Raw genomic sequence first — 26881 nt, forward strand, 5'->3', positions numbered from 1 at the left:
TATTATCATTTCATTACTTTTTTGTAACAAAAGTTACAAAAAATAGGTAAGCGAGATTATAATGATTTTTAGTTAATGAAAACTTAGCAAACCTTTAAGAAAGATTTGCACTATAAAATCAACATGTTCGATCTGCTCTTTTTTGTTTGGGAATTCTCCCAAACAAACACAACGCTTAAAATACGGCTCTCTAAGCATAATACAAAAAAGATTTGCAAGCCTGCTTGCATTTTGAGATATATTTTCTTCCTTTTGTTTGCTTAGAAAATCTTTCACTAGGCTGTCTGAAAGTTTATTTTGATTACTTTCAAACCATTTGACCAAACCAAGTTTTTCGTTGCTGATTTGGGAAAAAACAACCTTAACTAAGCCAATACTATCAGGGTGAAAGAAAATTTCCATGTAAGCTCTTCCAAAGGAGCTTAAAAATTCTTCCAAGCTTTTATTTTTAGCATCTTGTATAAGATTTTCGATATCTTTAAAATGACTTGTGCAATGATCTTGTATAAGTTCTACAAACAAAGCCTCTTTGCTTTCAAAGCTTTTATATATATTTGAAAAAGAGCCACCAGAAATTTTGATGATATCTTTTAAATGAGTTGCTTCGTAGCCTCTTTGCAAAAATAGCTCTAAAGCAACAGCTTTAATCTTTTCATCGCGTTTTAAATTCTTGTCTGTAAGCTTTTGCATTGTTATCCTAAATTTATAAAATCAGCTTTTGTTTATTTTACTTTAATTTTATTAAAATATGAGTTAAAAAGTAATTTTTTATCTTCAAAATACTAATAAAATATCTCAGTTTCCTAAAAGCGTATAAGTTTTGCTTGCTAAATCCTTAAAACTTTGAGAATTGCTTAAACTTACGCAGGCTTTATTGCTTGAAGTGCTTGTAAAATTTGCAGTACTTAAGGCATTATTTGCATTTAAAAGGCTTGTTTTTAGAGCATTATCGTTTGGATTTTGACTTAATTTATCTTTTAAATCAGCGATATTTTCTATCAAGGCTTTTGTATTGTCATTGCTTGCTATGCCAAAAAGTAGGATAGAACCCTTGTTGATAAAGATAAATTTCAAGCACTCATCATCGTTTCCTACCTTAAATTTAGCCACAGCATTAGCACTAATGTTGCTAAGATCTATATTTTCAAGTGAGCTTACATTGCTCATGGAAGAAATGAGCGTGAGGCTATCATTTTTTAAGGCATATTGAGTAAGATCACTGATCGCTGTTTTTAGATTGATTAAAGATTTGCTTATCTCGCTATCATCTTTGCTTGAGCTAAATTTGGGCAAGGCAATGGCTGCTAAAATACCTAAAATCACAATCACAAAAATCAGCTCCAAAACCGTAAATGCCTTTTTCATCTTCGCTCCTAAATCCTATCAAAATGCTTGCTTTTTGGACTTAAAATATCATCTTCAATCCGCACAAATTCTTTTTTTTCATAAGAATCACAAGCTGCTCTTGCTATCATCAAAGCATTATCACTACAATACTTTAAAGGAGCAAGCAAAAGCTCGCAGTTGTATTTTTCACAAAGAAGCATTAGTTTTTGACGCAACTTAAGATTAGCACTTGCACCACCAACCACACCAAAGCTTTTAAATTTATGCTCAGCAAAAATTTTTTCAAGTTTGTTAAGGATATGAGATATGGCACATTCTTCAAAGCCAAAGGCGATTTCACTTTTTAGGTTTTCATCAATTTGTTCATATTTTAAAAGCTCTAAACGAACAGCGTTTTTAAGCCCTGAAAAACTATAATCAAGCCCCTTAGAATGAAGTAAAGGAACGCTAAAATGAATATCTTTTTTGCTCGCCTTTTGAGCTAAGCTTTCTATGATAGCACCTCCTGGATAGCCTAAATTCATCATCTTTGCAACCTTATCAAAACTTTCTCCAAAACTATCATCAAGCGTTTTTGAAAGTATGTGTATAAAGCCTTTTTCATCGATCTTAAGATTCATCGTGTGTCCGCCACTAACAAGCAAGATCCCCATATCAAATTTAAGTTTATTTTCTAAAAATAAAGAATAAATATGACCCTTGAGATGATTTACAGCAATAAGGGGCAAATGAAGACTTAGAGCCAAAATCTTAGCCATGCTAATACCTCCTATCAAACTCACACTAAGACCGGGTTCGTTTGTAACGGCTATAGCACAAAGCTTATCAAAAAAGACTTGACATTCTTTTAGGATATTTGTTAAAGCCTTAGTATGAAGCCTAGCAGCAAGTTCTGGCACAACACCACCATAAAGGCTATGTTCTTTTTCTTGGGAAATTTTTTGATGAAAGATGCATTTAAAGCTATCTTTATCAATGATAGCAATAGAGCTATCATCACAAGAACTTTCAATGGCTAGGATATAATTTTTCATTCAAATTCCACAAGAATAGAACCTAAAAATTTATCTTTATTTTGGGCCTGTTTATACACTTCAGTGTTGATTATGGGAGGATCTTTGATGATTTTGTTAAAAGGTATAGCAGGAAGTTCTTGAGAGATGTTTGCATGTCTTAGCTCATAAAATTCTACTCTAAAAATTTTACCTGCTGTATCAAGCGAATATCTTGCTTGCATTTTATTTTTTTCTACTAAGATACCACTTTCATCACGGCTTAAATCAAGTCCTATAACATTGACGCGAACACCTTGAATTTTAGGGATTAAGAAGTTATTTTTTATGTTGACTATGCTTGCAAAAGGCACAACTTTTTCTTCTCCATCAACAAGCATTCTAAACTCAGTAAAAGCGTCACTAAATTCGAGGTATTCTGGGAAAATTCTTGTTTGAAAGCGGTTGCCATATTGGATAAAAAAGGAATTTTGCTCTGCTACAACGGCTGTGATTTCATTACTTGTTTCATAATCAAAAGCCCTTCTTAAAGGAAAGGGTAGATAATTTACCGTGCTTCTTGGTTTGTTTAGAGCAAGTATAATTTTATTGCCAAAAAATTTTACATAAAGTCTTTGATTTATAGCCTTATTGACACCTGCAGGAGTAAGCTCAAAATTTCTTTGAAACTCTATACCTGCTGTTTTCAAATAATTTTCTATCGCCACTAAATGATAGTAAGTTCTTTCATTTACAGGTAAATTTTTACTTGCTTCATTCGCAAAGGCAGCTTTGTTGTTTGAGATCACGAAATAAGTCAGTGCTTTGAGCATTTCAGTATCATCAAGCTCTTCGGTTTTTGTGTTTTTGAGATGATATTGATGCTTAGGGTGAAGTAAAAATGAATTCACTTGCTCGACCGTGCTTTGGGCGATATTTTCAAGATCATTATACTTACTTGCATTAATCTCGCTTGTATCAATGACGCTTGAGTTTCCCCATCTTTTTGGATTTTGCTCGGCATTGATGAAAGTTGGACGATAAAAGCCCCAGCCATCATGTAAATTTATCACCATGCCCACTTCAGGAAGTAAGATCAAATTTTTAATGCGTTGCACTGTTTCATAATCTGGATCATTTCTATCAATGGCTGCAAATTTTCGGTTCAAATCCCCCTTTATGCCACGGCTTCTTTTGATGATACTATCAAAGGCTATATTTGGTGCGACGATGATTTTTCCTTTAGTGATATTGTAATCACTAATGAGCAAGCTTGCTGCATGAAAGCCACCCGGTTCATCTCCTTGTATGCCACCAAAGATCAAAACGGTGTTATTATCATCTAAACTTTTGCCCTTATGACTTATGGTAAATTCTAAAGAAAAAGCATAACAAAAGCTTAAAAAAAATAAAAAAATTTTTTTCATTTTTAACCTTTTAAAAATTCTTTAACTTTGATATTGTATTCAAAAATATCCTCAATATCTTTTATTTTAGGAATGCCAAAGTGTTCTATACTTTTAAAAACTCCTTTTGAAATATCTAAAAATTTGCATTTGCCTTGTAAAAAATCATGAACTAAAATTTCATTTGCCCCATTGATGATTACCCCCAGATCAGGGTGTTTGAGTAAGACTTCTTTTAAAGAAAAAATAGGATATTTTTTAGAAGAAATTTTATGAAATTTTATACTTGGAAGCTTGAGCGGATCTAAATTTTCTATGATTTTTTCATTATTTTTCTTTAAAATTGCCTGAGAAATGGCTAATTTCATATCAGCCTTGGAAAAATACGCACTCATTCCACCATCTTCAAATTCACAAAGTGCATGAACTAAAGAATGCCTTTCTATGAAAGCGTCAATTTCACTAAAATCATACAAATGATAAGCTTCTATGATCTCAAAAAGCTTATTTGCCATTGTAGCACTATCTATAGTGATCTTAGCACCCATAGACCAGTTTGGATGCTTAAGAGCGGTTTTTATATCAAGATCCTTTAAATTTTCTGTCTTAAGCTTAAAAACTGCACCTCCGCTTGCTGTGATATAAAGTTTTTTGACATGGCGTTGATTTTGAAGTAAGAAATTTAAAGCTGCATGTTCGCTATCAATGGGGATAATCTTCATGCCCTTTAGAAATTTACCAGCAACCACTAGGCTTTCTTTGTTGGCAAGAGCTAGGGTTTTGCCAAGTTTTTTACAAGCAAGACTTGTTCTTAACCCAGCAAAACCAACTATGGCATTGATCACGAAATTATCTTTACTGAGTTTTAAAATTTTTTCTAAACCTTCTTGAGCGACAAAAACCTTACTTTTTGGGTAATCAACAAGAGTTTTATCTGCCCTATCTTGCACACAAACAAACTCAGGTTTAAATTGAGCAATTTGCTTGTTTAAAAGTTTGATATTTTTTCCGCATGCAAGGGCAGTGATAGCTATTTTATGTTGCTTTGCAAGCTCAAGGACATTTACGCCTATGCTTCCTGTGCTTCCAAAAACTATCATAAAAGAGCAACCATTACAAAGGCTGCTATGATCACAGCGTCAATTCTATCTAAGATTCCTCCATGACCGGGTATTAAATTTCCACTATCTTTAATCTTAGCATGTCTTTTAAAATAACTTTCTAATAAATCGCCAATCACAGCAAAAACAGCGACTAAAAAAGAAATAATAAGACTTAAAAAGAAATCATAAACAAAAAGCCCTATCAAACAACCAAAAATCGTCGCACAACTAATACCTCCAACAACCCCTTCTCTTGTTTTATTTGGACTAGTTGGAGAAAAGGGCGTGCTTCCAAATAATTTTCCTATAAAATACGCACAAGTATCACACATCGCAACGATAAAAATGAGCCAAAACAAGGCAAAAGCACCATGTTCTAAATATACCTGCCACAAAGCAAAGATAGGGACGATAGGATAAAGATAGGCTAAGGCAGGTTTTAAATTCCTACTCTTAATATAAACTAAATGCCCAATCACAAGTAAGCACAACAGTGTCGCAAAAAACAAAGGTTTTTCAAAATAAGTACCAAGTATATAAAAGATGAATACAAGCCAAATATTTGCACTATCTTTAAAGAATTTTTTAGCCTCATCAATAGCAAAATAAATGATGATACCAAAGACGACGAAACTTAAACTCTTATCATCAATCAAAAGTATGAGTAGCACCGCTACTGCCATAATCAGCCCTGAAATAATACGCGTTTTACTAAACATCTTATTTTTCCTTCATATGCTTATATCAAGTTTTTTAAATTTGTGTGATTTTTTGTAAAGTCCTTCATCTTCATCTTGCATTTCTTCATCTTCTTGGCTTAGAGCAAGCTCTTCTTGCTCATCATTTTCTTCTTCATTGTTTTCATCTTCATCTTTTCTATGCCTTTTTTTCTTTTCCTCTTCGGCTTTTTCTTTTATTTCATCTTGTACCTCATCAGTAGCATTGACTTTTTCGAGTTTCTCGGCTGTTTTTTCTTTACTTTGAAACTCAGACATATTTGTAAGGCTTGCAAATCCTTCTTTGGCAAGCTCATTGCTTGCTTGAGTTGAGGGTAAAGCGACATTTTGGTTGATAAAATTAAGATTTCCTAAAGGCGTAACGGGCATTTTAATCCTTTGAAAGTTTTAGCGTTTTGTAGTTTGTGTAATTTACAAAAGCCTTTTGTTTTATTTTAACAAATTTTCTACTTGTATAGTCAACCAAATACGAACCCTTGTTTAAATTAGAAAAATTCATACAAAGCTTAGCGGCAAATTCTAAAACCTCATCATTTGGCTTTGTTTTATTTGAGATAATGAAAGCATGAGAGCTTGGCTTATCTTTGACATGTAGCCAAATATCATCTTTTTTAGTATTTTTAAGCAAATATTCATTTGCTGCTTCATTCTTTCCTATACAAATTTTAAAATGATCAAAATAAAAATTTGCAATGCCTGCACTATTTTCTTCTTTTTTGTCTTTTTTTTCTCTTTTAGGACACAAAACCTCAAGTTCAAAGCTGGAACTTGTTTTCATGATCATATCTAAAAGCTGGGTGTAAAAATTTATTTTTTCTTGGAGATTATTTTTTTGCAAGTGTAAATTTAAAGCCTTTTGCTTCAGTTTTTTTGCATTTTTATAATACTCATTAGCACTTTGTTTTGCATTTTTTTCAAGCTTAAACTCAAGCTTTTGACCCTCAAAGTCTAAAAGCTCAAATTCTCTCTCATATTCTTTTATTTGGTAAAGATTGGCAAATAAAACATCGGCTCTTGAGGCTAAATTTTTAGAAGCTAAAAGGAGTTCTTCTTCATTTTCAAGGCTTAAGATAAGTTCTTTTAATTTGGCAATTTTTTTAGAAATTTGCAAACTTTTGTTTTGTTTGAGTGTTTGAAGCTTTTTGTGATTGATTTGTAAAAAAGTATCTTGGAAGTATTTTTGAAAATCAATGATTTTGTTTTCTTTATCGTCCATTTTAAAAGGCTCTAGCATTTGGAGTTTTAAGCCTATTTTAACAGGTCTTGAGCTTTTATCTATATGTCTTAGAGCTTCGATGATATAATCATTTTCATCGGTGATGATAGCATTCGTGTTTTTTCCTGTAAATTCAAAATATATCTTATTTTGATAAGTTTTATAAGCCTTAGAACAAAGGGTATGAAAAACTAAAATTCTGTTATTTTTCAACACTTCAAGCTTTGTAATTTTTGCATTTGAGAAGTATTTTTTGAGCATAAAATCAAAAGGAGCGTTATAAGTTTTGGCTGTTAAATCAGCTGTATAAATGGCACTTTGGTTGCGATTTAAGTCAAAAATGATTTTATCTTTTTGAAAAGAAAGTTGAAAAATGTTATCTTCTATTCTTTTAATGCTTTCAAATTTGTTATAATTCTTTAAAAAATCAGCGATTTGCAAAAGTTCCATATATTTCATGAAAGTATTATAACATTTTGCACTTAATTTTCTTTGATTTGGGGTAAAAATTAAGAAATTTTAAGCTTTAAAACGATAAGAAGTTTTTATTTTAAGGATAGTTATTGAAAGATAAATGTTTTAAAAAACTTGATCTTCCTTGTGTGATTTTATGTGGAGGAAAGTCAAGTAGAATGGGTTTTGATAAGTGTTTTTTAAAATTTCAAGAAACAGATTTAATCCATTTTCAGTATCAACAAAAGGCTGAAATTTTTGAAAAAGTATATCTTAGTGTCAAAGAAGATAAATTTCAAAATGAATTTAAAAATCTTATTTTTGATGAATGCGAGGATAAGACAGAGTTTAATCCTATGCTAGCACTTTTTTCTATACTCAAACAATTTCACAATATCTTTGTTTTCATTCTTTGTGTAGATATGCCAAATGTTGGTTTAAAAGAGATCTTACAACTTCAAAATGCTCTTGATGATGAAAAAATTGTCTATGCTAAAACGCCAAAACATGAGCATTTTTTGTGTGGATTTTACCATAGCTCTTTAGCAAATTTATGTTTAGACTTTGTAAAGAAAAAAGAATATAAAATACAAGCCTTACTCAAAGAAACAAAACACAAAAGCGTTGCATTTGAAAATGAGCTTTGTTTTGCAAATTTAAATTATTATAAGGATTATGAGGATTGGAAAAATCAGCATTCAAAGCCATTTTGATCACTTGCTTTTTTATCTCGACTCTTTTTGCGAAAAATTTAGATACAACGCCTCTTGCAAAAGAAGAAAAAGATTTTAAAAAATACCTTATCATGAGCTATAAGGGCGAAACTTCAGGACTTAATCTTTTTGGGATAAGCATTTATAATATGAACTATTTTTTGCCACTTTCACATAATTTTGAAAAAATGAACTCATACGATCAATCAGAGGTTAAATTTCAAATCAGCATTAAAAAGGCTTTGTTTGAAAATCTTTTTAATCTCAATGAAACTTATTATTTTGCTTATACCCAAACGGCTTGGTGGCAACTTTATAGGTATTCTTCTCCTTTTAGAGAAATCAATTTCAAGCCTGAGTTTTTTATGGATATACCTCTTGAATTTGATAAATTTGAATACTTAAAAAGTATCAAATTTGGCTTTTTGCATAGCTCAAATGGAAAAGATAATACCAGCTTTAAGTCCAGATCTTGGAACAGGGTATATGCAAGTAGTGTATTTATGCTTGATAGGCTTGTGGTTGCTCCAAGAATTTGGTATAGAATCCCAGAAAAAAAATCCCAAGATGATAATCCTAACATCACTAACTATATGGGAAATTTTGATTTTACCCTTGCTTATCTTGGTAAAAATTTCCTTGCAAGCTCTGTATTTAGAAATAATCTCAACTTCATAGGCAAAAACCGCACCGCTTGGGAACTAAACATAGGCTCTGATATCTTGGGTAATGGGATCTTTTGGCATCTTCAGTATTTTGTAGGATATGGGGAAAGTTTGATTGATTATAATAAATTTAGCAACAGAATCTCTGCTGGTTTTTTAATTGCCTATTAAATTTATCAAATTTAGAAATTTTTTATAAATAAAAAATACAAGGAAAGCAAAGCAATCCTTGCAAAAATATCAAATATAACCATGATCAATCATCGCATCAGCGACCTTTTTAAAGCCTGCGATATTTGAGCCAACGACTAAATTTCCGGCGTGTTTAAACTCTTTTGCAGTTTCATAAGAGTTGTTGAAAATATTTTTCATGATTTTATGAAGCTTTTTATCCACCTCTTCAAAGCTCCATTGAGACATGGACGAGTTTTGTTGCATTTCAAGCTGTGAAGTTGCCACACCTCCAGCATTTGCTGCTTTTGCAGGTCCAAAATGAAAATCCTTTTTAGAAAGCATAAAATCAATAGCCTCAAGCGTGCTAGGCATATTAGCCCCCTCAGAAACAAAGCGACAACCATTACTATAAAGGGTTTTGATGTCTTCTAAATTCAGTTCATTTTGTGTCGCACTTGGAAAAGCTCCATCACAAGGCACGCTCCAAACGCCATTTGTGCCTTTTTTATAAGCTTTTGCTTCAGTATAAACCGCATCTTTTCTAGCCTTAGCATAATCGCTTACACGACCTCTTTTTACCTCTTTTATCTCTTTTAAAAGCTCTAAATCAATGCCGTTTTTATCATAAACAAAGCCATTGCTATCGCTTATAGTTACGGGTTTTGCACCCATTTGATAAAGTTTTTCTATGGTGTAAATAGCCACATTTCCGCTTCCAGAAACAGCACAAACCTTGCCCTCAAGACCTTGTTTTGCTTTTTTGAGCATTTCATCAGTGAAATAAACACAGCCATAGCCGGTAGCCTCAGTTCTTGCCAAGCTTCCGCCCCAGTTTAAACCCTTACCTGTAAGCGTTCCGTCATAAAATCCCGTGAGTTTTTTATACATGCCAAACATATAGCCTATTTCTCTACCACCAACGCCGATATCTCCAGCAGGAACATCTGTTGTAGCACCGATAACCTTGCTTAAGTTGAGCATAAAGGCTTGACAAAAACGCATGATCTCAGCTTCGCTTTTGCCCTTAGGATCAAAATCACTTCCCCCTTTTGCACCGCCCATCATAAGCCCTGTGAGAGAATTTTTAAAAATTTGTTCAAAGCCTAAAAATTTAAGTAAATCTAAATTTACACTCGGGTGAAATCTAAGTCCGCCTTTATAAGGGCCAAGTGCTGAAGAAAACTGCACACGATATCCTAAATTTACATTAGCCTTACCCTTATCATCACAATAAATCACACGAAAGGTATGGATCTTTTCAGGAATGATGAGCTGTTCTAAAATAGCATGTTCTTGATATTTTTTCTCAGCACTCAAAATAGGCTCTAAGGATTTTAGAACTTCGGTGGCTGCTTGCAGAAAAACAGGTTCGTTTGCTCTAATTTTAATGCTTTCTAATATAGCATTGATATAACTGCTTGCACTCATGACTTCTCCTTTTATTATAAAATTTAAAAAGTTTTTAAGCTTTTTGTAAAAATATTTTACAATAAAAAAAATTAAATCATTTTAAAAAATATATAAATTTAAACTTAAATATAAAATTTATACATTGATATTAAATTTTACTGCTCTAGTAAATTTTTTAAGTGCCTTTTGCTCTTTATTTGCGATACGATAATAAATCACTTCATCTAGATAAAAGCGGATATCTTGCGGTGCAATGCCTCTTTTTTGGGCATAGTCTTTTAAGATATATTGAGGAATTTTGATATTTTTTTGAGGGAAATTTTTTAAAATTTTAGCAAAAAGAGCTTTTTTTTGAGTACAAGAAAAGCGGGCAAAAACAAAAGGAAGCCCGGTTTTTTCATACCATAAAGCACAAAGATCATTATAAGCTTTTGGATTTTTTAAAAAAAGTTTTAAAGCCGCATCGCCTATGATCACCTTGCCTTTTTGCCCTAAAACCTTAGCTAGCGCGTTTGAGCTTGCTGAACTTTTATCTGCTTCATTAGGGCGATTTTTTTGCACCAAAACGCTTAAAACTCTTTTGTTTGAACAAATTCCTATATTTAAATTTGTATATTTTTTTCTCACGCTTTCAATGCTTGAGATAATAGCTGCGTCAATTCTTCTATAAAAAAGCTCGTGATTAAGTTTGCTAGGAACACCTTTTTTGTGTTCCATAGCCATTTTTATACCACTTGGCAGGGGATATTTTTTAAGATAGATATGTAAAGGAAGTAAATTTATATAATCAATTTTGCCAAAAATCAATTATGTTTTCCCTTATGAAATCTTGTCTCATTTAAGCTTGCAAGATAGGTTTTCTCGTCAAAATTTTTAACCTTTGCAACACCATCTTTAACAGCAGCAGCTGCAACTGCCGTGCTTACAACACCCTTTACTCTTCTATCAAAAGGCTTTGGAATGATGTATTCTTTGCCAAATTCTAGAGATTTAAGATTATAAGCTTTTTTAACCGCCTCACTTACAGGAAGTTTTGCAAGATCTGCTAAGGCTTTTGCTGCAGCTACTTTCATATTTTCAGTAATTTTACTTGCACGCACATCTAAAGCGCCACGGAAAATAAAAGGAAAACCTAGTACATTGTTGATTTGATTTGGATAATCACTGCGTCCAGTTCCCATGATAGCATCTTTTCTAACCTCTGCTACAAGCTCAGGCATAACCTCTGGGATAGGATTTGCTAAGGCAAAGATAACAGGATCTTTTGCCATAGAAAGTAGCATTTCTTTATCGATGATATTTGGTGCAGAAAGTCCTAAAAACACATCAGCACCACGCAAGGCATCTTTTAAGGTTTTTTCATTTGAATCCACGGCAAATTCAAGTTTTTGCGGAGTAAGATCGTTTCTTTGCTTAGTGATAACACCTTTACTATCGATCAAAATGATATTTTCAACACCTAAATTTCTATACATTCTAGCACTTGCAATGCCCGCTGCACCAGCACCACTGACTACGACCTTAATATCTTTAAATTTTTTACCACTAAGCTCCATAGCATTCATAAGACCTGCTGTTGAGATGATAGCTGTGCCGTGTTGATCATCATGCATTACAGGAATACCAAGATCTTGCAAGGCAGCTTCTATGTCAAAACATTTTGGAGCAGCGATATCTTCAAGATTTATCCCACCTATGCTTGGAGCAAGCGCTTTGCAAAATGCCACAATTTCTTCTATACTATGAGCGTTGATCTCTATATCATAGGCATTGACATTAGCAAATTTTTTAAACAAGCAAGCTTTGCCCTCCATAACAGGCTTACTAGCTTGAGCGCCGATATTTCCAAGTCCTAAAACCGCTGAACCATCGCTTACTATGGCGACTAAATTTGCTTTATTTGTATAAGTATAAGCAAGCTCTTCATCTTTTGCTATCTCAAGGCATGGTTCTGCAACGCCCGGAGAATAAGCAAGACTTAAATCATAAGCTGTATTCATAACCTTTGTAGGTATGGTTTCGATTTTACCACCTACATGATAGCTTAAAGCATCTTCTTTTAAACTCATTTTTTATCCTTTAATCTTTAAAATTTTTTGTATCCTTTTCTTGCACTCGCCTACGCCTAAAAACTCAAGTACTTCAAAAATACTAGGACTTACCGCACTTCCTGTTAAAGCTATCCTTAAAGGCTGGGCTAAGTCTTTTAACTTCACTTCATGCTTTTGTAGGAATTCATTTGTAAAATCCTCAAATTCCTTAGCTTTTCTTTGCTGATTTAGCTCAGTTTCAAAAAAAGCAAGCAATTTTAAGCTTTTTTCGTTAATGAATTTTTGCACGGCATTTTCATCATAAGAGTTAGGCTCGTTAATGATACTTTTTGCTGAAGCGATGATTTCAAGTAAGTTTTTGGCACGCTCTCTTAACAAATCAAGCAAAAACTCGCCCCTACTTACAGCCGATAAATCAAAACCAAGTCCTTTTAACTCTAAATTTAACCTTTCAAAAGCTAAGGTTTTTATGTAGTGAGCATTGAGCCATTCAAGCTTTTTAAAGCTGTAAGCTGAGGCTGATTTGCTGATATGATGAGGATCAAAGATCTTTTTAAGCTCTTCAAGGCTAAAAATTTCATCATCGCCATGACTCCAGCCAAGCCTAACTAAGAAATTTAAAAGTGCTTCAGGCAAGATCCCCATAGCCTTATACTCCATAACATCGGTTGCGCCGTGCCTTTTAGAAAGCTTTTTGCCATCTTCGCCGTGTATCATAGCAAGGTGAAAAAATTTCGGTACTTCAAAGCCAAGAGCTTCATAAAGCACGATTTGCTTAGGGGTATTTGAAAGATGATCATCGCCTCTTATCACATCGCTAACGCCCATAAGAGCGTCATCAACCACGACGGTAAAATTATAAGTAGGGCTTCCATCACTTCTTGCTATGATAAAATCATCAAGTATATCCTCAACCTTAAATTTAACCTCGCCTTTGACCCCATCTTGAAAGGTGATTTCTCCATTTTGAGGAGCTTTTATACGAACAACAGGCTCTATGCCAGCTGGAGGCGTGCCTTTAAAATCCCTGTAACGCCCATCATATTTTGGTCTTTGCTTCCTTGCTTCTTGCTCGCTTCTTAAAGCATCAAGCTCGTCCTTGCTCATGTAGCAATAATACGCCTTGCCCTCATCTAAAAGCTTTTGAATGTATTTTTTATAAATTTCAAAACGGCGTGATTGATACTCGACGCTTCCATCATAGTCAAGATCGCACCATTTAAAAGCTTGTAAAATAGCCTGCGTAGCTTCCTCGCTGTTGCGTTTTAAATCCGTATCCTCAATGCGAAGCAAAAACTGCCCACCATTTTTTCTTGCATATAAATAATTATATAAAGCCGTTCTAAGCCCTCCTATGTGTAAATATCCCGTAGGAGAGGGTGCAAAGCGGGTAATGATCTTTTTTTGCATTTTTTGCCCTTTCGTAAATTTAAATTGATATAATGCGATATTTATACTTAAATAAAGGTTTGAAATGAGAAAAATTTGGATTTTTTTGGCTTTTTTTATCAATTTTACACATTCTCAAATTTTAGATGCTGTGGCTATAACTGTAAATAATGAACCTATCACACTTTATCAAATAAGTCAAGCTATGAAAGAGCTTAAATTAAGCAAAGATGAGGCAATTAGTGTTTTAATTGATGATAGGGTTGAGGAATCACAGATTAAAAAGTTTGGGATTTTTGTTAATAATTACGAGTTAGATACTCAAATCAATCAAATGCTTTCTCAAAGTGGGACTGATATAGAGAGATTAAAGCTTGATTTGAAGGCTCAAAATAAAAGTTATGATGAATTTAGAGAAAATTTTAAAGAAAATCTTTTGAAAAAAAAGCTTTATGAAGCCATAGGCACAAGCTTTAAGGCTGATGTTAGCGAAGATGGAGCAAGAAAGCATTATGAAATACATCATGAGGATTTTTTATTTTATACTCAAATCCAAGCGATGATTTATACTTCAAATGATGAAAAAACTCTTGAGGAATTTAAAAGTTCAGGTAGAAAAAAGGGCGATATAAAACAAATAAAAGAAAATTTAAATTTACAAAATAGTGATCCAAGACTTTTGGCTTTTCTTTCAAGACTTAAAATTGGAGAATCGTCCATAGTTCTTGAAAATCAAGGCGAGTTTATGCTTTATAAAGTGGTTTCAAAAAATGCTCCTGAAGCTCTTAATTTTGAACAAGTTAAAAATGAAGTAATCGGTGCTTATGTAAATTTTCAAAGAGAAAATTATATTAAGGATTTTCTTACTAAGGCAAGGATTAGTGCAAATATACGCTATATTCGCTAATTGTTGGCTTATTTAAAATTAAGCTATAAATTTTCGCATAAGAGCTCTAAGACAAGATTTGCTTGGTGTGCAGCACAGATATTTACGCGAGGAGCCATAAGACCATTTCCTGGTTTTGCAGCTGATACTAAATCCCCACAAATATAAAAATTTTGGGCAATTTTTTGCGTTTTGATAGCATTTGAATTTCCATATCCAGCAAGCCCTGAAGCACAAATGAGAATTTGATCAGGAAAAAATTTATGGAAATTTTGGGCAAGCATAGCCTTAGCTAAGGCATTATCAAAGGCTTCACAAACGATGTGTGCTTCTTTGAATAAATCTTTGATATTGTATTCATCTATTTTAAGGCTATGAATTTGTATCTGGATAAAAGGATTAAGTTCTTTGAGTTGTTCTTGCAAAGCTTCTGTTTTGAGCCTACCTAAATCTTGCACCCTGTAAGCTTGGCGGTTGAGATTGCTTGGCTCAACTATATCAAAGTCTATCAAGATGAGCTTTCCAACCCCACTTCTTGCAAGCATGATGGCTATATGAGAGCCAAGCCCACCAAGCCCACATACTCCAACGCAAGCTTGCTTCAGTCTTTGAAAGACTTTCGGGGTGTGCCTTGCACTCATCATAGCTTCTAAAGCTTCTTGCGGTGGCATTTTGCCCTTTGGGATACAAAAAAGTTCGTCATTTTCTTTTAAAGCTTGATTTTCCTTTGTAGCAAAGCCATTGATAATCCAAACATCATTTTCATCTTTAGAATGAGTTTTGAAAAAATCCTCACTTTGTTTTAAATCAGTTTGGCATTCTTTAGCATTAAAAAAGATCTTCATCAGCCACCACCCACAAAGGATACGATCTCAGCCTTATCATTTTCTTTAAAAACTAGGTTTTCAAATTCATTTTTAGGCACGATTTTACCATTAAGTTCTAGGGCAATAAAGTCTATTTTATAACCCTTTTCATTTAAAAAATCTTTAAATTTAAGCTCTTTAAGTTCAAATTTCTGCCCATTAATAACCATTTTTTCCTCAGTGCTTTGCTAAATAATTTGTATCAAAGGTGTTGTTGATGAAATCAGGATTATCCATCATTTTAAGATGAAATCTCTTTGTGGTTTTAATCCCACGAACGATAAGCTCATTTAAAGCCACTTTCATTTTTGCAATGGCTGTGTTTCTATCCTCGCCCCAAACAACAAGTTTTCCTATCATAGAATCATAATACGGAGGCACAGAGTAATCCTGATAACAATGACTTTCCATTCTTACATTGCGTCCAGCAGGAGCTACATACTGGGTTATCTTGCCCGGACTTGGGGCAAAGGACTTTGGATCTTCTGCTGTAATCCTGCATTCTATAGAATGACCCTTAAGCTTTATGCTTTCTTGAGAGGGCAGGGCATAGCCCTCAGCCACTTTGATCATTTGTTCTATAATGTCAATGCCACTTACCATTTCACTCACGCAGTGTTCAACCTGCAAACGCGTATTCATTTCTATGAAATAAAAATCTAAATTTTTATCCACTAAAAACTCAAAAGTTCCAGCTCCTTCATAATCTATAGCCTTAGCAGCTCTTATGGCTGTATCATGGAGTTTTTTACGAACCTTATCATTAAGCAAGATAGCAGGAGATTCTTCTATAAGTTTTTGATGTCTTCTTTGCATAGAACAATCACGCTCACCAATATGAATGACATTGCCAAAACTATCTCCAATAACTTGAACTTCTATGTGGCGTGGATTTTGTATATATTTTTCCATATACATTGTCCCATCTCCAAAAGCTGTCATTGCCTCGCTTTCAGCTGACCAATATGATTTTTCAAGCTCACTTTCTTTATTGACAACACGCATACCGCGTCCTCCACCACCAGCGGCAGCCTTGAGTATGACAGGATAGCCTATTTCTTCGGCAAGTTTTTTGGCTGCTTCTACACCTTTTAAAGCTCCATCGCTTCCGGGGATTACCGGCACTCCAGCTCTTTGCATAACCTGCTTTGCCTTGCTTTTATCAGACATTAAAGCCATGGCTGCAACTGAGGGACCTATAAATTTGATTTTATGTTTGGCACAAATTTCAACAAAGTTCTGATTTTCACTTAAAAAACCATAACCCGGAAAAATCGCATCAGCTTCTGCTATTTCAGCTGCTGAAATGATAGAGGGGATATTAAGATAACTTTCTGAACTTCTCGCACTGCCTATACAAATACTTGCGTCCGCATATTTAAGATATAAGGCTTCTTTGTCAGCTGTTGAGTAAACGCAAATTGCTTTCTTTCCCATTTCCTTAATGGTTCTTAATGCTCTTAGAGCTATTTCACCACGATTTGCGATTAAGACTTTTTTAATCTCCATTAAATTTTCTCCACCACATATAAAGGCATGTCAAACTCAACAGGTTGTCCATCAGCAACCAAAACCTCAATAACTCTACAATCATACTCAGCTTGAATTTCATTCATGATTTTCATCGCTTCTATGATTCCCATAGTATCGCCCTTTTTAACCTTTGAGCCAGCTTTTACAAAGGGTGTAGCACCCGGACTTGGTGCTTGGTAATAAGTACCTACCATTGGACTATTAAGAGTTGGGTGCGAATGATTGCTCGTAGGTTTGGCTTCGTTTACGACATTTACATTTATGGGTTGAGGTGCTGGAGCATTTACTGGTGCTGGAGTATCACAGCACATATCCCTTTCAAGTTCGATCTCAAAACCATCCTTTTCTTTTATTTTGATTTTACTAATATTGGCTTCATTAAACAAAGCCACTAGGTCTTTAATCTCTTCTTTTGTCATAAAATCTCCTAAATTATTAGAACTTAATCAATAATTATATAAAAAAAATAAAAAATTTAACTTAAAAAGAATATTTTTTAATAAATTTTAAGTTTTCAAACAAAATATTGTATAATTCTACAACATACATTTAAAAGATATAATAATTTAGGATAAAAATGGGACTTAAGGCTGATAATTGGATAAGAATGATGGCTCAAAAGCACAAGATGATAGAACCCTTTTGTGAGGCAAATATAGGCAAGGGCGTTGTGAGTTATGGTCTTTCAAGCTATGGTTATGATATAAGGGTTGGAAAGGAATTTAAGATCTTTACTAATGTAAATTCCACCGTGGTTGATCCTAAGAATTTCCTTGAGGCAAATGTGGTCGATTTTGTAGGCGAGGTGTGCATAGTACCTGCAAATTCCTTTGCCTTGGCTAGCACGGTGGAGTATTTTAGAATGCCTGATGATGTTTTAGCTATTTGCCTTGGTAAAAGCACTTATGCAAGATGTGGGATAATAGTCAATGTAACCCCTTTTGAGCCGGGTTTTGAAGGGCATATCACCATAGAAATTTCAAACACAACGCCTTTACCTGCTAAAATTTACGCTAATGAGGGTATAGCTCAGGTTTTGTTTTTACAAGGCGATGAAAAATGTGATGTAAGCTATGCTGATAAGAAAGGCAAGTATCAAGCCCAAAGAGGTATAACCTTGCCAAGGATTTTAAAGGCTTAATTTTGGAATATTTTTTGCTGTTTTAAAAGCTAAAAGCATTTGATTTAAGGGAAGATTATGTTTAATGGTAAAAATATACTTATTACAGGTGGGACAGGTTCTTTTGGAAAGACCTATACAAAAATTTTACTTGAGGCATATAAACCAAACAAAATTATTATTTATTCAAGAGATGAGCTTAAGCAGTATGAAATGGCTCAAAGTTTTAATGATACTTGTATGCGTTATTTTATAGGAGATGTGAGGGATAGGGCAAGATTAAATATGGCTATGCGTGATGTTGATTTTGTTATTCATGCAGCTGCTATGAAACAAGTTCCAATAGCTGAGTATAATCCTATGGAGTGCATTAAAACCAATATTAACGGCGCTCAAAATGTCATTGATGCCTGCCTTGAAAACGGGGTTTTAAAATGTATAGCCCTTTCTACTGATAAGGCTTGCAATCCTGTAAATTTATACGGCGCTACTAAGCTTGCAAGTGATAAGCTCTTCATAGCAGCAAATAATATAGTAGGCAAAAAACACACTAAATTTAGCGTTACAAGATATGGCAATGTCATAGGCTCAAGAGGCTCTGTTTTGCCTCTTTTTAAAAGGCTCATAAAAGAAGGCGTAAGGGCTCTTCCTATCACAGATGAGAGAATGACTCGTTTTTGGATTAGCCTTGAAGATGGGGTTAAATTCGTGCTTGGAAATTTTAAAAGAATGCACGGAGGTGAAATTTTCATACCAAAGATCCCCTCTATGAAAATAATTGATCTAGCAAAAGCCCTTGCTCCTAATTTAGATCTTGATATCATAGGCATTAGGCCGGGCGAAAAACTTCACGAAATGATGATTTCAAGCGATGATAGTCATTTAAGCTATGAATTTAAGGATTATTACGCTATTTCTCCAAGTATTAAATTTACAAATATCAATCTTGATTTTAGCACCAATGCCTTGGGCGAGCAAGGAAAAAGGGTGCAAGATGGCTTTTCTTATGCTTCAAATAACAATCCAAGCTTCTTAAGTAAAGAAGAGCTTTTAAAGATGATAGAAGGAGCCTTTTAATGCTTACTTATTCTCATCAAAATATCGATCAAAGCGATATTGACGCTCTTTGTAAGGCTTTGAAAGGCGAGTTTTTAACAGGGGGCAAAAGGGTTGATGACTTTGAAGAAGCCCTTGCTTCTTATGTGGGCGTGAAATATGCTTGCGTTCTTAATTCAGCCACCTCAGCCTTGCACCTAGCCTTTGAGGCTTTAAAGGTAAAAGATAAGCTTGTTTTAAGCCCTGCTATTAGTTTTGTAGCCACTTCAAATGCAGCTTTAATGGCAGGAGCTAAGATAGATTTTATCGACATTAAAAATGATGGCAACATAGATGAAAAAAAGCTTGAAATCAGGCTAAAAAAGGCCCAGCAAGAAAAAGAGCAAGTAGGGGCTATCGTAGGGGTTGATTATGCTGGAAATAGCCTTGAAAGTGATGAGCTTTTAAGATTAAGCAAGCTTTACAATGTGCCTTTTTTAGATGATGCAAGCCATGCCCTTGGAAGTACCTATAAGGGCGTTAAGGTGGGTAAAAAGGCAAATTTAAGTATATTTTCCTTTCATCCTGTAAAGCCAATAACTACCTTTGAGGGTGGGGCTGTGCTAAGTGATGATAAGGATTTAATAGAAAAAATCAAGCTTTTAAGAAGCCATGGGCTTGTTAAAAAAAGGCTTTGGCTTTATGATATGCTGGATCTTGGCTATAATTATCGCTTAAGCGATGTAGCTTGTGCTTTGGGGCTTAACCAGCTTAAAAAACTTGATTTAAATTTAGCAAAGAGAGAGCAAATCGCTAGCTTTTATGATAAGGAATTTGAAAAAAATCCTTATTTTTCCACTATCAAAATCAAAGCTTATAAGACAAGTTCAAGGCACTTATATCCTATCTTGCTTAATCCTAAGTTTTACTGCCAAAAAGAAGAGCTTTTTGAAAGGCTTTTAAATTTAGGAATAGGCGTTCAGGTGCATTACAAACCAGCTTATGAGTTTAGCTTTTATAAAAAAATGCTTGGAGAACTTTACTTAGAAAAGGCGGATAATTTTTACAAGGCCCAGCTTAGCATTCCTTGTCATCAGCAAATGAGCCTAAAAGATGCTAAATTTGTGCGAGATAGCTTATTTAAACTCTTTGAAGAACTTGATAAAAAGGGATATTGTGAGTGAAGAACTTAATGAAAATTTAGGCTTACAAATGCATGATTTGACCAAAAGGCTTTTTCCACTTAATAGAAGCATTACAGGGCAAGGTTTTAGGCAAAGTTTAGCTATTATAAATAAAGAGCTTGAGGGTAAGCTTAAGATCCATTCTATAAAAAGTGGCACAAAGGTCTTTGATTGGACTGTTCCTTGTGAGTGGAATGCTAAAGAGGCCTTTATTATCACGCCAAGCGAGGAGAAAATTTGTGATTTTAAGCAAAATAATTTGCATTTGTGGGGATATAGCGAAGCGGCTAATAAAGAGCTAAGTCTTGAGGAATTAAATGAGCATTTATACTCACTTCCAACTTTGCCAGAAGCAATACCTTATGTAACTAGCTATTATAAGAAAACTTGGGGCTTTAGCATAGCTCATAATCAAAGAAAGAGCCTTAAAAAAGGCACTTACAAGGTCTTTATAGACGCAAAGCATGATGAAAATGGTGTTTTAAATTATGCTGATTTGCTTATAAAATCATCAAAAAGCAAGGATGAAATTTTAATCTCTACCTATCTTTGTCATCCTTCTATGGCAAATAATGAGCTAAGCGGCCCTGTAGTAGCAACATTTTTAGCAAAAATTCTAGCCAGCACGGGGGGGGGGGCTTGCAAATTTGAATTATAATTACCGCTTTATCTTTATCCCTGAAACCATAGGAAGCATAGTTTATCTCTCAAAACATTTAAAGCACTTAAAAAAGCATGTAAAAGCTGGCTTTGTGCTAACTTGTATAGGAGATGAGTTAGCCACTTCTTTAATACACTCACCAAATGCTAATACTTTGGCTGATAAAGTAGCCTTGCATAGCCTAAAAACTAAGCATAATTTTAAAGAATTTGATTTTTTAGATAGGGGTAGTGATGAGAGGCAGTTTTGCTCTCCTTTGATAAATTTACCAGTAGTAACACTTTGTAATACTCGCTTTGGAGATTTTTGCGAGTATCATACTAGTCTTGATGATTTAAGCTTTGTTACACCAAAGGGGCTTTTTGCTGGGCTTAGCAATATTTATGAAATCATTTTAAACCTAGAAATTAATAAAACTTATAAAAGCAAGATTTTTTGTGAGCCAAATTTAGGCAAAAGAGGGCTTTATCCTACGCTAAATCTAAAAGGAGAAAAACCACAAATTGCTAATTTCCTAGCCTTTTGTGATGGTAAAAATGATGTCATAGATATAGCAAATAGGCTTAATGTAAAAGCTTTTAGCCTAAAAGAAGTGATAGATAGTTTATTAAAACACGAACTTATTGAGGAGTTAAAATGATAACTCATGTTGATGATTTTTTACAAGAGAGCTTAAAGAAAAATGCTGATAAAATAGGCTTCATAGATGAGTTTTCAAAGCTAAATAAAAAAGAGTATTCTTATAAAGAATTTGATATAGAAGCTAAAAAAGTCGCAAGTAAGATTCTAAGCTTAAATTTACACAAAGAAGGCGTTTTAATCTTGCTTCCTAAAAGCACGGCTTGTTTGATAAGCTTTTTTGCAGTAGCAAAGAGTGGAAATTTTTACACACTCATAGATGAAAAAGCACCAAAAGAGCGGATTTTAAAAGTGATAGAAATTTTAAAACCAAGGCTTTTAATCACAAGCAAGAGTTTAAATTTAGATTTAAAAATCCCCTATACGATTTTTACAGAGGATTTTTCTAGCTTCAAGATAAATGAAAAAGCCTTGAGCGAGGCTAAGGCTAATCACATAGATACAAATTTGCTTTATGTCTTTTTTACAAGTGGTAGCACAGGAGTGCCAAAGGGCGTTAGCATTGCTCATAAAAGCGTGATTGATTATACTTTTTGGGTATGCGAGAGTTTTAAGCTAAAAGCTAGTGAAAAAATAGCTAATCAAGCTCCTTTTTATTTTGATAATTCTATCTTAGATATTTTTTCAAGCATAAAAGCAGGCGCTACTTTACACTTACTGCCAAATGCCTTATTTGCCTTTCCAAATAAGATTTTAGACTATCTTAAAATACATAAAATTTCTTTTATCTTTTGGGTGCCAAGTGTTTTGATTTATTTTGCAAATACTAAGGCTTTGGATAATTTTAAGCTAAGCTCTCTTAAAAAAGTGCTTTTTTGCGGGGAAATCATGCCAAATAAACAACTTAATTATTGGCGTAAAAACTTGCCTAAAACTCTTTTTGCTAATCTTTACGGACCTACTGAAATAACTGATGTTTGTAGCTTTTATGTTGTGGATAGAAAATTTAGCGATGAGGAGCTTTTGCCAATTGGTAAGGCTTGTAAAAATACTGAACTTTTGGTTTTTGATAGCAATCTTAAGCTTATAGATTCTAAGCAAGTAGGAGTAAAAGGAGAGCTTTTTGTGCGAGGCACAAGCCTTAGTCTTGGTTATTTTAGAGCTAAGGATAAGACAGAGCAAGCCTTTTTACAAAATCCCTTGCATGATGATTATTTAGACTTAGTTTATAAGACAGGTGATATTGTAGCTTATAATGAATTTGGCGAGCTTTTGTGCTTTGGAAGAAAAGATAATCAAATCAAAATCGCAGGACACAGGGTAGAGCTTGGCGAAATAGAAAGTGTTATAAATTCTCATGAAAATATTAAAAATAGTGCTTGTATTTTTAAAAATGAAAATATCCTGTGCTTTTATGAAAGTGATGAGGAACTAAATTTAAAGGCTTTTTTAAGGGATAAATTACCAAGCTATATGATTCCTAGAACCTTTATAAGAGTTGATAAATTTAAGCTTAATGATAATGGTAAGATTGATAGGAAGGCTTTGAAAAATGAGTTTTGAAAGCTTTAAAGCTGCCTTTAAAAAAGGCTTTTTAGTGCAAAATAGCCTTGAAAGTCTTGCAAATTTAGAAGAAGGCTTAAGAGAAAAAAGATTTATTTTAAAGCAAAGCGGGGATAATTTTTTCTTCTTTCATCAAGGCTTAAAACTACTTGATTTTTTTGTAAATGATCTTAAGGATTTTAAGCTTAAGCCTTGTTTTATCAAGCTTGTGAGTAGAAGTGATTTTTCTAAATTTGAGCCCTTTTTAAGTGCAAATTCCTTTAAATTTAAAGAAAGCTTTAGGCAAATGAGGCTTGAAAATAAGAATTTAAGCTTAAAGGAATTTGATTTTTTAAGCCTTGCAGAGCCTAAGCAAGCAGAAGAAATTTTAAACTTTTTTGAGCCTTTTTTTAATCCTCTTTATTTATTTTATTTTTCAAAAAAGCATTTGGCAAAAAAGGCTGAAAATAAAGAAATCATTCTTTATAAAGAAGAAGGACTAATAAAAGCAGGTCTTATTTTTTCAAGCTTTTTAAACTCGGCTAGCCTTGATTTTATCGCTGTAAAAAAGGATTTAAGGCATAAAAATGTAGCCTTTGCTTTGATGAACGCGCTTTGTTTATCGAATAAAAAGAGCCCTTTTTTTCAGCTTTTTGTTAGAAGTGATAATGAAAGGGCGATTAAATTTTATGAAAGATTTGGCTTTAGCTTTGCTAAAACAGAGCTTAAATTTTATGAAAAGGAGAAAGAATGAAAGAAATTAAAGAGCTTTTTAAGGCTATTGAAAGAGAGGATATTACGAGCGAGATGAATAATCTTATCAGTGATGATATCATAGATAGCATTGATATAATGGCCTTGGTAGCTGAGATAGAAAAAAGCTATGGTAAGGCCTTGGAGGCTGATTTTATAAAAGCTGAAAATTTTGAAAGCTTTGAGGCTATAAACAAGATGCTAAAAGAGGCCTTTGGCTGAGGATCTTTTATATCAAATTTTGTTACAATTGGCTTTATTTTAGGAAATATTATGCAAAGAGAAGATTTTAAAAATCGAGATTAATAAAGCATATTGAGAGAGATATAATCTTTTACGAAATTTGTAATAAATTAAGTTTTTTTGGCTCGTTTAAAGTGTTAATCATAGCTATATATACTATATTTGCTAGATTCTAGCATTATACGCATATAATTGTTTGAGTAATTTTTATGTGTATTTGGATATTTTTCGTAAGATCTAAAAATTTTTAAAAGTACCATAAATAGAAGTAATTTGATCCTTTTTTGGTGAGGAAATATATTGAAATTTAACCTCTGCCTACTTTTTAAATATTCACTAAATATATTTTATTTAAAGTAATTTTGCTAATAATTTATAGCCTTTATAAGTGGTAATCTATAATTCTAATTGATTTAATAATATATTGTAATTTATTTCATACAAAATATTGTTATTGCATACTGTATGTAGACCACTTCCTACTTTATTTATATCTGCTATAACTTTGCTAATTTTTAAAATCATTATAGATTATCTTATTATTTAAAATAAAATAGATTTTCTAATTATCTTACTAACATCCTTGCTTATTCTTGTGTTTATTGCAATATTTGTCATATATACAATCCTTATTTTATACTTTAATGGAATGGCTTAGAATTTTTAAGGGATTTTCCTTAAAACACGTACTTTTTATAGCAGTGTAAGCGTATATACACAAGCTGGCAATATTCAATTTTGAAAATATGATAACATACCACCTAATAATATTAGTATAATTTTTTATTATAACCGAATTTCGTTTTTTTTTTTTTTGAAATTTTAGATTTTTAAAAGCTCATAAATCCTATTTTTAGTTTGCTTAAAAGCTAAAGCTTTTTTAATAAGCTTTCTTAAACTAAATTTTTGATAAATTAGCTCATTTAGAGCTTTTTAGTTTTAAATTTACTTAGATAAGGGCTTAGACTTTTAATTTCTAAACTCAAAGTTAAGATTAAGCTATTCTTTCAAAGCCACACAAAGCTTAAGCCCCTAGTCTAAATCTTTTTAATTAGTTTTTTAAAACTAATTAAAATCAGTAATTAAAAATCATTCTAGATTAGTTTAGCAAATTTAGCCAAATAAAATTAAAGGCTAGTATTCTATAAATTCCTTGTCCTAAGGCTTTTTTACTAAAAAGCCTTATTGATATTTCAAGCCCTTAAAATCTTATTTATCTCATCTAAAGTCTCTTTAATAGGCTTTTTGTCTAAAAAGTTCTTTAAAAGCTCTTTAAATTTAACTAGCCAGTCCTCATTTTCAATGAGCCAGTAAATAAAGGCATATTCTCCGTCTAATTTCTTATCATTTATTAATCTCTCACAATAATAATGATCCCAAGCCTTTCCAACATTCTCTCCCTGTTTATCTTTAAAAAGCTCTAAACATTTTTCATATTTTTTATTTTTCTCACCACTTTCATTTTCCACCCTAAGTGTCAAACCAAAGCTATTATATTTGCTTTTGTTAAAATAAAAACCTATGAGAGGGCGTATATTATCTCCTTCATAAGCCTTAGGATAAAAAGCAAAATTGTCATAATTAACACGGTCTTCATCTAATTTAAGACCAACAAAGCCTTCCTTGCCTATTTTAAATCCTTTCTCAAATTTAGCAAAAAAATCCCTCATCAAAGCCTCGCATATACCCTCCCATTTGTGCTGGATAAGCTCTTTAGCCCTTTCATAATCTAGCTTATCTATATCCTTAAGCTCAGCCTTGTTTTTACTATATCTATACAAAAGCATAGCATTTTTTAAATTTTCTCTAGCTCCTTTTAAAATAAAGCTAAGCACATCATCTTCCTTCTTATGCTCATCCTTCTTATGCTCATCTATTATTATATGCCGCTTTAAAATATCTTTGTATTGCTTTAAGCTGGATATAATATTTTGCGTATCTTGGGTAAAATTACGTGTAAAATTACTTGCTTTTAATCTTTTTTCATATATTTTTACGCACTCATCAAGCCAATCTTTAATCCATTTATACTTCATACCAAAATAATGACTAAGCTTATTTTTATTTTTATCTAAGATTAAATTTCCATCTATACTAAAGCTTCCTAAGCTAGTCTTGCTAGGCTCAACACCTTTTGGGTGCAAATATATAGTGAGTATATTTTGATAATCAGCTTTCTTTTTTAAAAAGCTAATGTAGTCTTTTAATTGATTTTCGCTGTCCCCTGCGTTAATTTTATTTTCTATGAGTATAAATCTTTGCTGGCTTAGTTCTATTAAAATGTCTATTCTTCTATCATTTTTTTTATTATTATTTCTTCTCTTATTTTTGGTAGTATATTCTGTTTTAACGGCTTTTATATCCTCTACTTTTAAGTTTTTAAAATTACTATCTTTTAACTCTTTTTGAAGTCCTAGCCTTTTTAAAAACTGCTCTGCGAAGCTTTTTTGATAGTGCCCCTTGTCTTGATCCAGCAAATAAGCTATAAATTTAGAATGATAAAACTCTCTTGTTTGAATATCCAAAGCTTCAAATATATTTATATGACTTAAGCCCTCTTTTACCTCTTTTTCGAATGTTTTACCTGTTTCTAACAAGCCCTTGATAAATTTTTGCATCTTTGCTCCTTTAAATAAAAATTTTTATTATATTCAAAAAAAAAAAAACGCAAGGGCTAGATGAGATTGTTATAAGCTAAATAATCAATTTTCCAAAAAGCTATTAAAAACTTAAAACCTAAAATCCTAGAATTTAAGATGGTAAAGAATAAAAGCATTCAAGCAAACTAAACAGCCATAAAAAGAATATTAAGAATAAAGAGCA

General features: G+C 32.9%; 26 protein-coding genes and 1 pseudogene. 10 read left to right on the forward strand and 17 right to left on the reverse strand.

All coding sequences use genetic code 11. The features are described from left to right. Positions 1-72 precede the first annotated feature (72 nt). The 8 genes from DMB92_RS02895 to DMB92_RS02930 all read right to left on the reverse strand — a co-directional run bounded on the left by DMB92_RS02895 (position 73) and on the right by DMB92_RS02930 (position 7260). Entirely contained in the window at positions 73-690 is a 618-nt protein-coding gene (locus DMB92_RS02895; RefSeq protein ID WP_142681556.1) for a TetR/AcrR family transcriptional regulator, read from the reverse strand. A gap of 105 nt (positions 691-795) precedes the next feature. Then, a complete protein-coding gene (locus DMB92_RS02900; protein WP_142681557.1) occupies positions 796-1365 on the reverse strand; it encodes a type II secretion system protein in 570 nt (189 codons plus the stop codon). Between the two features lie 8 nt (positions 1366-1373). Further along, a complete protein-coding gene (tsaD, locus tag DMB92_RS02905; protein ID WP_142681558.1) occupies positions 1374-2381 on the reverse strand; it encodes a tRNA (adenosine(37)-N6)-threonylcarbamoyltransferase complex transferase subunit TsaD in 1008 nt (335 codons plus the stop codon). After that, positions 2378-3766 (reverse strand): M99 family carboxypeptidase catalytic domain-containing protein, encoded by a 1389-nt coding sequence (locus DMB92_RS02910; RefSeq protein WP_142681559.1) that lies wholly within the window; start codon positions 3764-3766, stop codon positions 2378-2380. The genes tsaD and DMB92_RS02910 overlap by 4 nt, the downstream gene beginning before the upstream one ends. Before the next feature lie 2 nt (positions 3767-3768). Beyond that, on the reverse strand, positions 3769-4845 hold the full coding sequence (gene dxr / locus DMB92_RS02915; RefSeq protein ID WP_142681560.1) for a 1-deoxy-D-xylulose-5-phosphate reductoisomerase: 1077 nt from the start codon (positions 4843-4845) through the stop codon (positions 3769-3771). Then, on the reverse strand, positions 4842-5567 hold the full coding sequence (locus DMB92_RS02920; protein ID WP_142681561.1) for a phosphatidate cytidylyltransferase: 726 nt from the start codon (positions 5565-5567) through the stop codon (positions 4842-4844). Before DMB92_RS02920 ends, dxr begins: the two co-directional genes overlap by 4 nt. Positions 5568-5579: 12 nt before the next feature. Next, complete coding sequence (locus DMB92_RS02925; RefSeq protein WP_142681562.1) at positions 5580-5954, reverse strand: hypothetical protein; 375 nt, start codon at positions 5952-5954, stop codon at positions 5580-5582. A gap of 1 nt (position 5955) precedes the next feature. Further along, on the reverse strand, positions 5956-7260 hold the full coding sequence (locus DMB92_RS02930; RefSeq protein WP_142681563.1) for an NFACT RNA binding domain-containing protein: 1305 nt from the start codon (positions 7258-7260) through the stop codon (positions 5956-5958). Positions 7261-7364: 104 nt separating this feature from the next. Between DMB92_RS02930 and DMB92_RS02935 the strand changes: the two genes are divergently transcribed. Further along, positions 7365-7967, forward strand: coding sequence for a molybdenum cofactor guanylyltransferase (locus DMB92_RS02935; RefSeq protein ID WP_260604729.1), 603 nt, complete (start codon positions 7365-7367; stop codon positions 7965-7967). Continuing rightward, positions 7937-8803 carry a phospholipase A gene (locus DMB92_RS02940; protein ID WP_142681564.1) on the forward strand — a complete coding sequence of 289 codons (867 nt, stop codon included), beginning with the start codon at positions 7937-7939 and terminating at the stop codon, positions 8801-8803. Before DMB92_RS02935 ends, DMB92_RS02940 begins: the two co-directional genes overlap by 31 nt. 69 nt (positions 8804-8872) lie before the next feature. On the opposite strand, the gene gdhA is transcribed toward DMB92_RS02940, so the two are convergent. From gdhA to gltX, 4 genes are all read right to left on the reverse strand, one after another. After that, positions 8873-10234 carry an NADP-specific glutamate dehydrogenase gene (gene gdhA / locus DMB92_RS02945; protein WP_142681565.1) on the reverse strand — a complete coding sequence of 454 codons (1362 nt, stop codon included), beginning with the start codon at positions 10232-10234 and terminating at the stop codon, positions 8873-8875. Positions 10235-10351: 117 nt separating this feature from the next. Beyond that, positions 10352-11023, reverse strand: a complete 672-nt coding sequence (locus DMB92_RS02950) for an MqnA/MqnD/SBP family protein (RefSeq protein ID WP_142681566.1) — start codon at positions 11021-11023, stop codon at positions 10352-10354. After that, positions 11020-12285: a malic enzyme-like NAD(P)-binding protein gene (locus DMB92_RS02955; RefSeq protein WP_142681567.1), complete on the reverse strand. Its 1266-nt coding sequence runs from the start codon at positions 12283-12285 to the stop codon at positions 11020-11022. Before DMB92_RS02955 ends, DMB92_RS02950 begins: the two co-directional genes overlap by 4 nt. Positions 12286-12288: 3 nt before the next feature. After that, positions 12289-13677, reverse strand: a complete 1389-nt coding sequence (gene gltX / locus DMB92_RS02960; protein ID WP_142681568.1) for a glutamate--tRNA ligase — start codon at positions 13675-13677, stop codon at positions 12289-12291. A 64-nt stretch (positions 13678-13741) separates the two neighbouring features. On the opposite strand from gltX, the gene DMB92_RS02965 reads away from it, so the two are divergent. Continuing rightward, the gene (locus DMB92_RS02965; protein WP_142681569.1) at positions 13742-14563 is read left to right on the forward strand and encodes a hypothetical protein; all 822 of its coding nucleotides are present in this window, start codon (positions 13742-13744) and stop codon (positions 14561-14563) included. A gap of 23 nt (positions 14564-14586) precedes the next feature. Here the strand turns inward: DMB92_RS02965 and thiF are convergent, their stop codons facing one another. Genes thiF through accB form a run of 4 tightly spaced genes read right to left on the reverse strand, consistent with a single transcriptional unit; the run spans position 14587 to position 17360 of the window. After that, on the reverse strand, positions 14587-15387 hold the full coding sequence (thiF, locus tag DMB92_RS02970; RefSeq protein ID WP_142681570.1) for a thiamine biosynthesis protein ThiF: 801 nt from the start codon (positions 15385-15387) through the stop codon (positions 14587-14589). Next, a complete protein-coding gene (gene thiS / locus DMB92_RS02975) occupies positions 15387-15578 on the reverse strand; it encodes a sulfur carrier protein ThiS (RefSeq protein ID WP_142681571.1) in 192 nt (63 codons plus the stop codon). The genes thiF and thiS overlap by 1 nt, the downstream gene beginning before the upstream one ends. Positions 15579-15585: 7 nt before the next feature. Then, positions 15586-16917, reverse strand: coding sequence for an acetyl-CoA carboxylase biotin carboxylase subunit (locus DMB92_RS02980; protein ID WP_142681572.1), 1332 nt, complete (start codon positions 16915-16917; stop codon positions 15586-15588). Then, the gene (gene accB / locus DMB92_RS02985) at positions 16917-17360 is read right to left on the reverse strand and encodes an acetyl-CoA carboxylase biotin carboxyl carrier protein (RefSeq protein ID WP_142681573.1); all 444 of its coding nucleotides are present in this window, start codon (positions 17358-17360) and stop codon (positions 16917-16919) included. The genes DMB92_RS02980 and accB overlap by 1 nt, the downstream gene beginning before the upstream one ends. A gap of 158 nt (positions 17361-17518) precedes the next feature. Between accB and dcd the strand changes: the two genes are divergently transcribed. From dcd to DMB92_RS03020, 7 genes and pseudogenes are all read left to right on the forward strand, one after another. Beyond that, positions 17519-18082 carry a dCTP deaminase gene (gene dcd / locus DMB92_RS02990; protein WP_142681574.1) on the forward strand — a complete coding sequence of 188 codons (564 nt, stop codon included), beginning with the start codon at positions 17519-17521 and terminating at the stop codon, positions 18080-18082. 57 nt (positions 18083-18139) lie between these two features. Next, on the forward strand, positions 18140-19138 hold the full coding sequence (gene pseB, locus DMB92_RS02995; RefSeq protein WP_142681575.1) for a UDP-N-acetylglucosamine 4,6-dehydratase (inverting): 999 nt from the start codon (positions 18140-18142) through the stop codon (positions 19136-19138). Next, positions 19138-20280, forward strand: coding sequence for a UDP-4-amino-4,6-dideoxy-N-acetyl-beta-L-altrosamine transaminase (gene pseC, locus DMB92_RS03000; RefSeq protein WP_142681576.1), 1143 nt, complete (start codon positions 19138-19140; stop codon positions 20278-20280). The genes pseB and pseC overlap by 1 nt, the downstream gene beginning before the upstream one ends. Continuing rightward, positions 20210-21581, forward strand: a pseudogene (locus DMB92_RS03005) (DUF4910 domain-containing protein). Before pseC ends, DMB92_RS03005 begins: the two are co-directional and overlap by 71 nt. Beyond that, positions 21578-23083, forward strand: a complete 1506-nt coding sequence (locus DMB92_RS03010) for an amino acid adenylation domain-containing protein (protein WP_142681577.1) — start codon at positions 21578-21580, stop codon at positions 23081-23083. The pseudogene DMB92_RS03005 and the gene DMB92_RS03010 overlap by 4 nt, the downstream one beginning before the upstream one ends. Further along, complete coding sequence (locus DMB92_RS03015; protein ID WP_142681578.1) at positions 23073-23816, forward strand: GNAT family N-acetyltransferase; 744 nt, start codon at positions 23073-23075, stop codon at positions 23814-23816. Before DMB92_RS03010 ends, DMB92_RS03015 begins: the two co-directional genes overlap by 11 nt. After that, positions 23813-24037 (forward strand): acyl carrier protein, encoded by a 225-nt coding sequence (locus DMB92_RS03020; protein WP_142681579.1) that lies wholly within the window; start codon positions 23813-23815, stop codon positions 24035-24037. The genes DMB92_RS03015 and DMB92_RS03020 overlap by 4 nt, the downstream gene beginning before the upstream one ends. A gap of 1214 nt (positions 24038-25251) precedes the next feature. Here the strand turns inward: DMB92_RS03020 and DMB92_RS03025 are convergent. Further along, on the reverse strand, positions 25252-26676 hold the full coding sequence (locus DMB92_RS03025; protein ID WP_142681580.1) for a PD-(D/E)XK nuclease family protein: 1425 nt from the start codon (positions 26674-26676) through the stop codon (positions 25252-25254). Between the last annotated feature and the right edge of the window lie 205 nt (positions 26677-26881).

This window comes from Campylobacter sp. MIT 99-7217 (assembly GCF_006864365.1).
GTDB lineage: Bacteria > Campylobacterota > Campylobacteria > Campylobacterales > Campylobacteraceae > Campylobacter_D.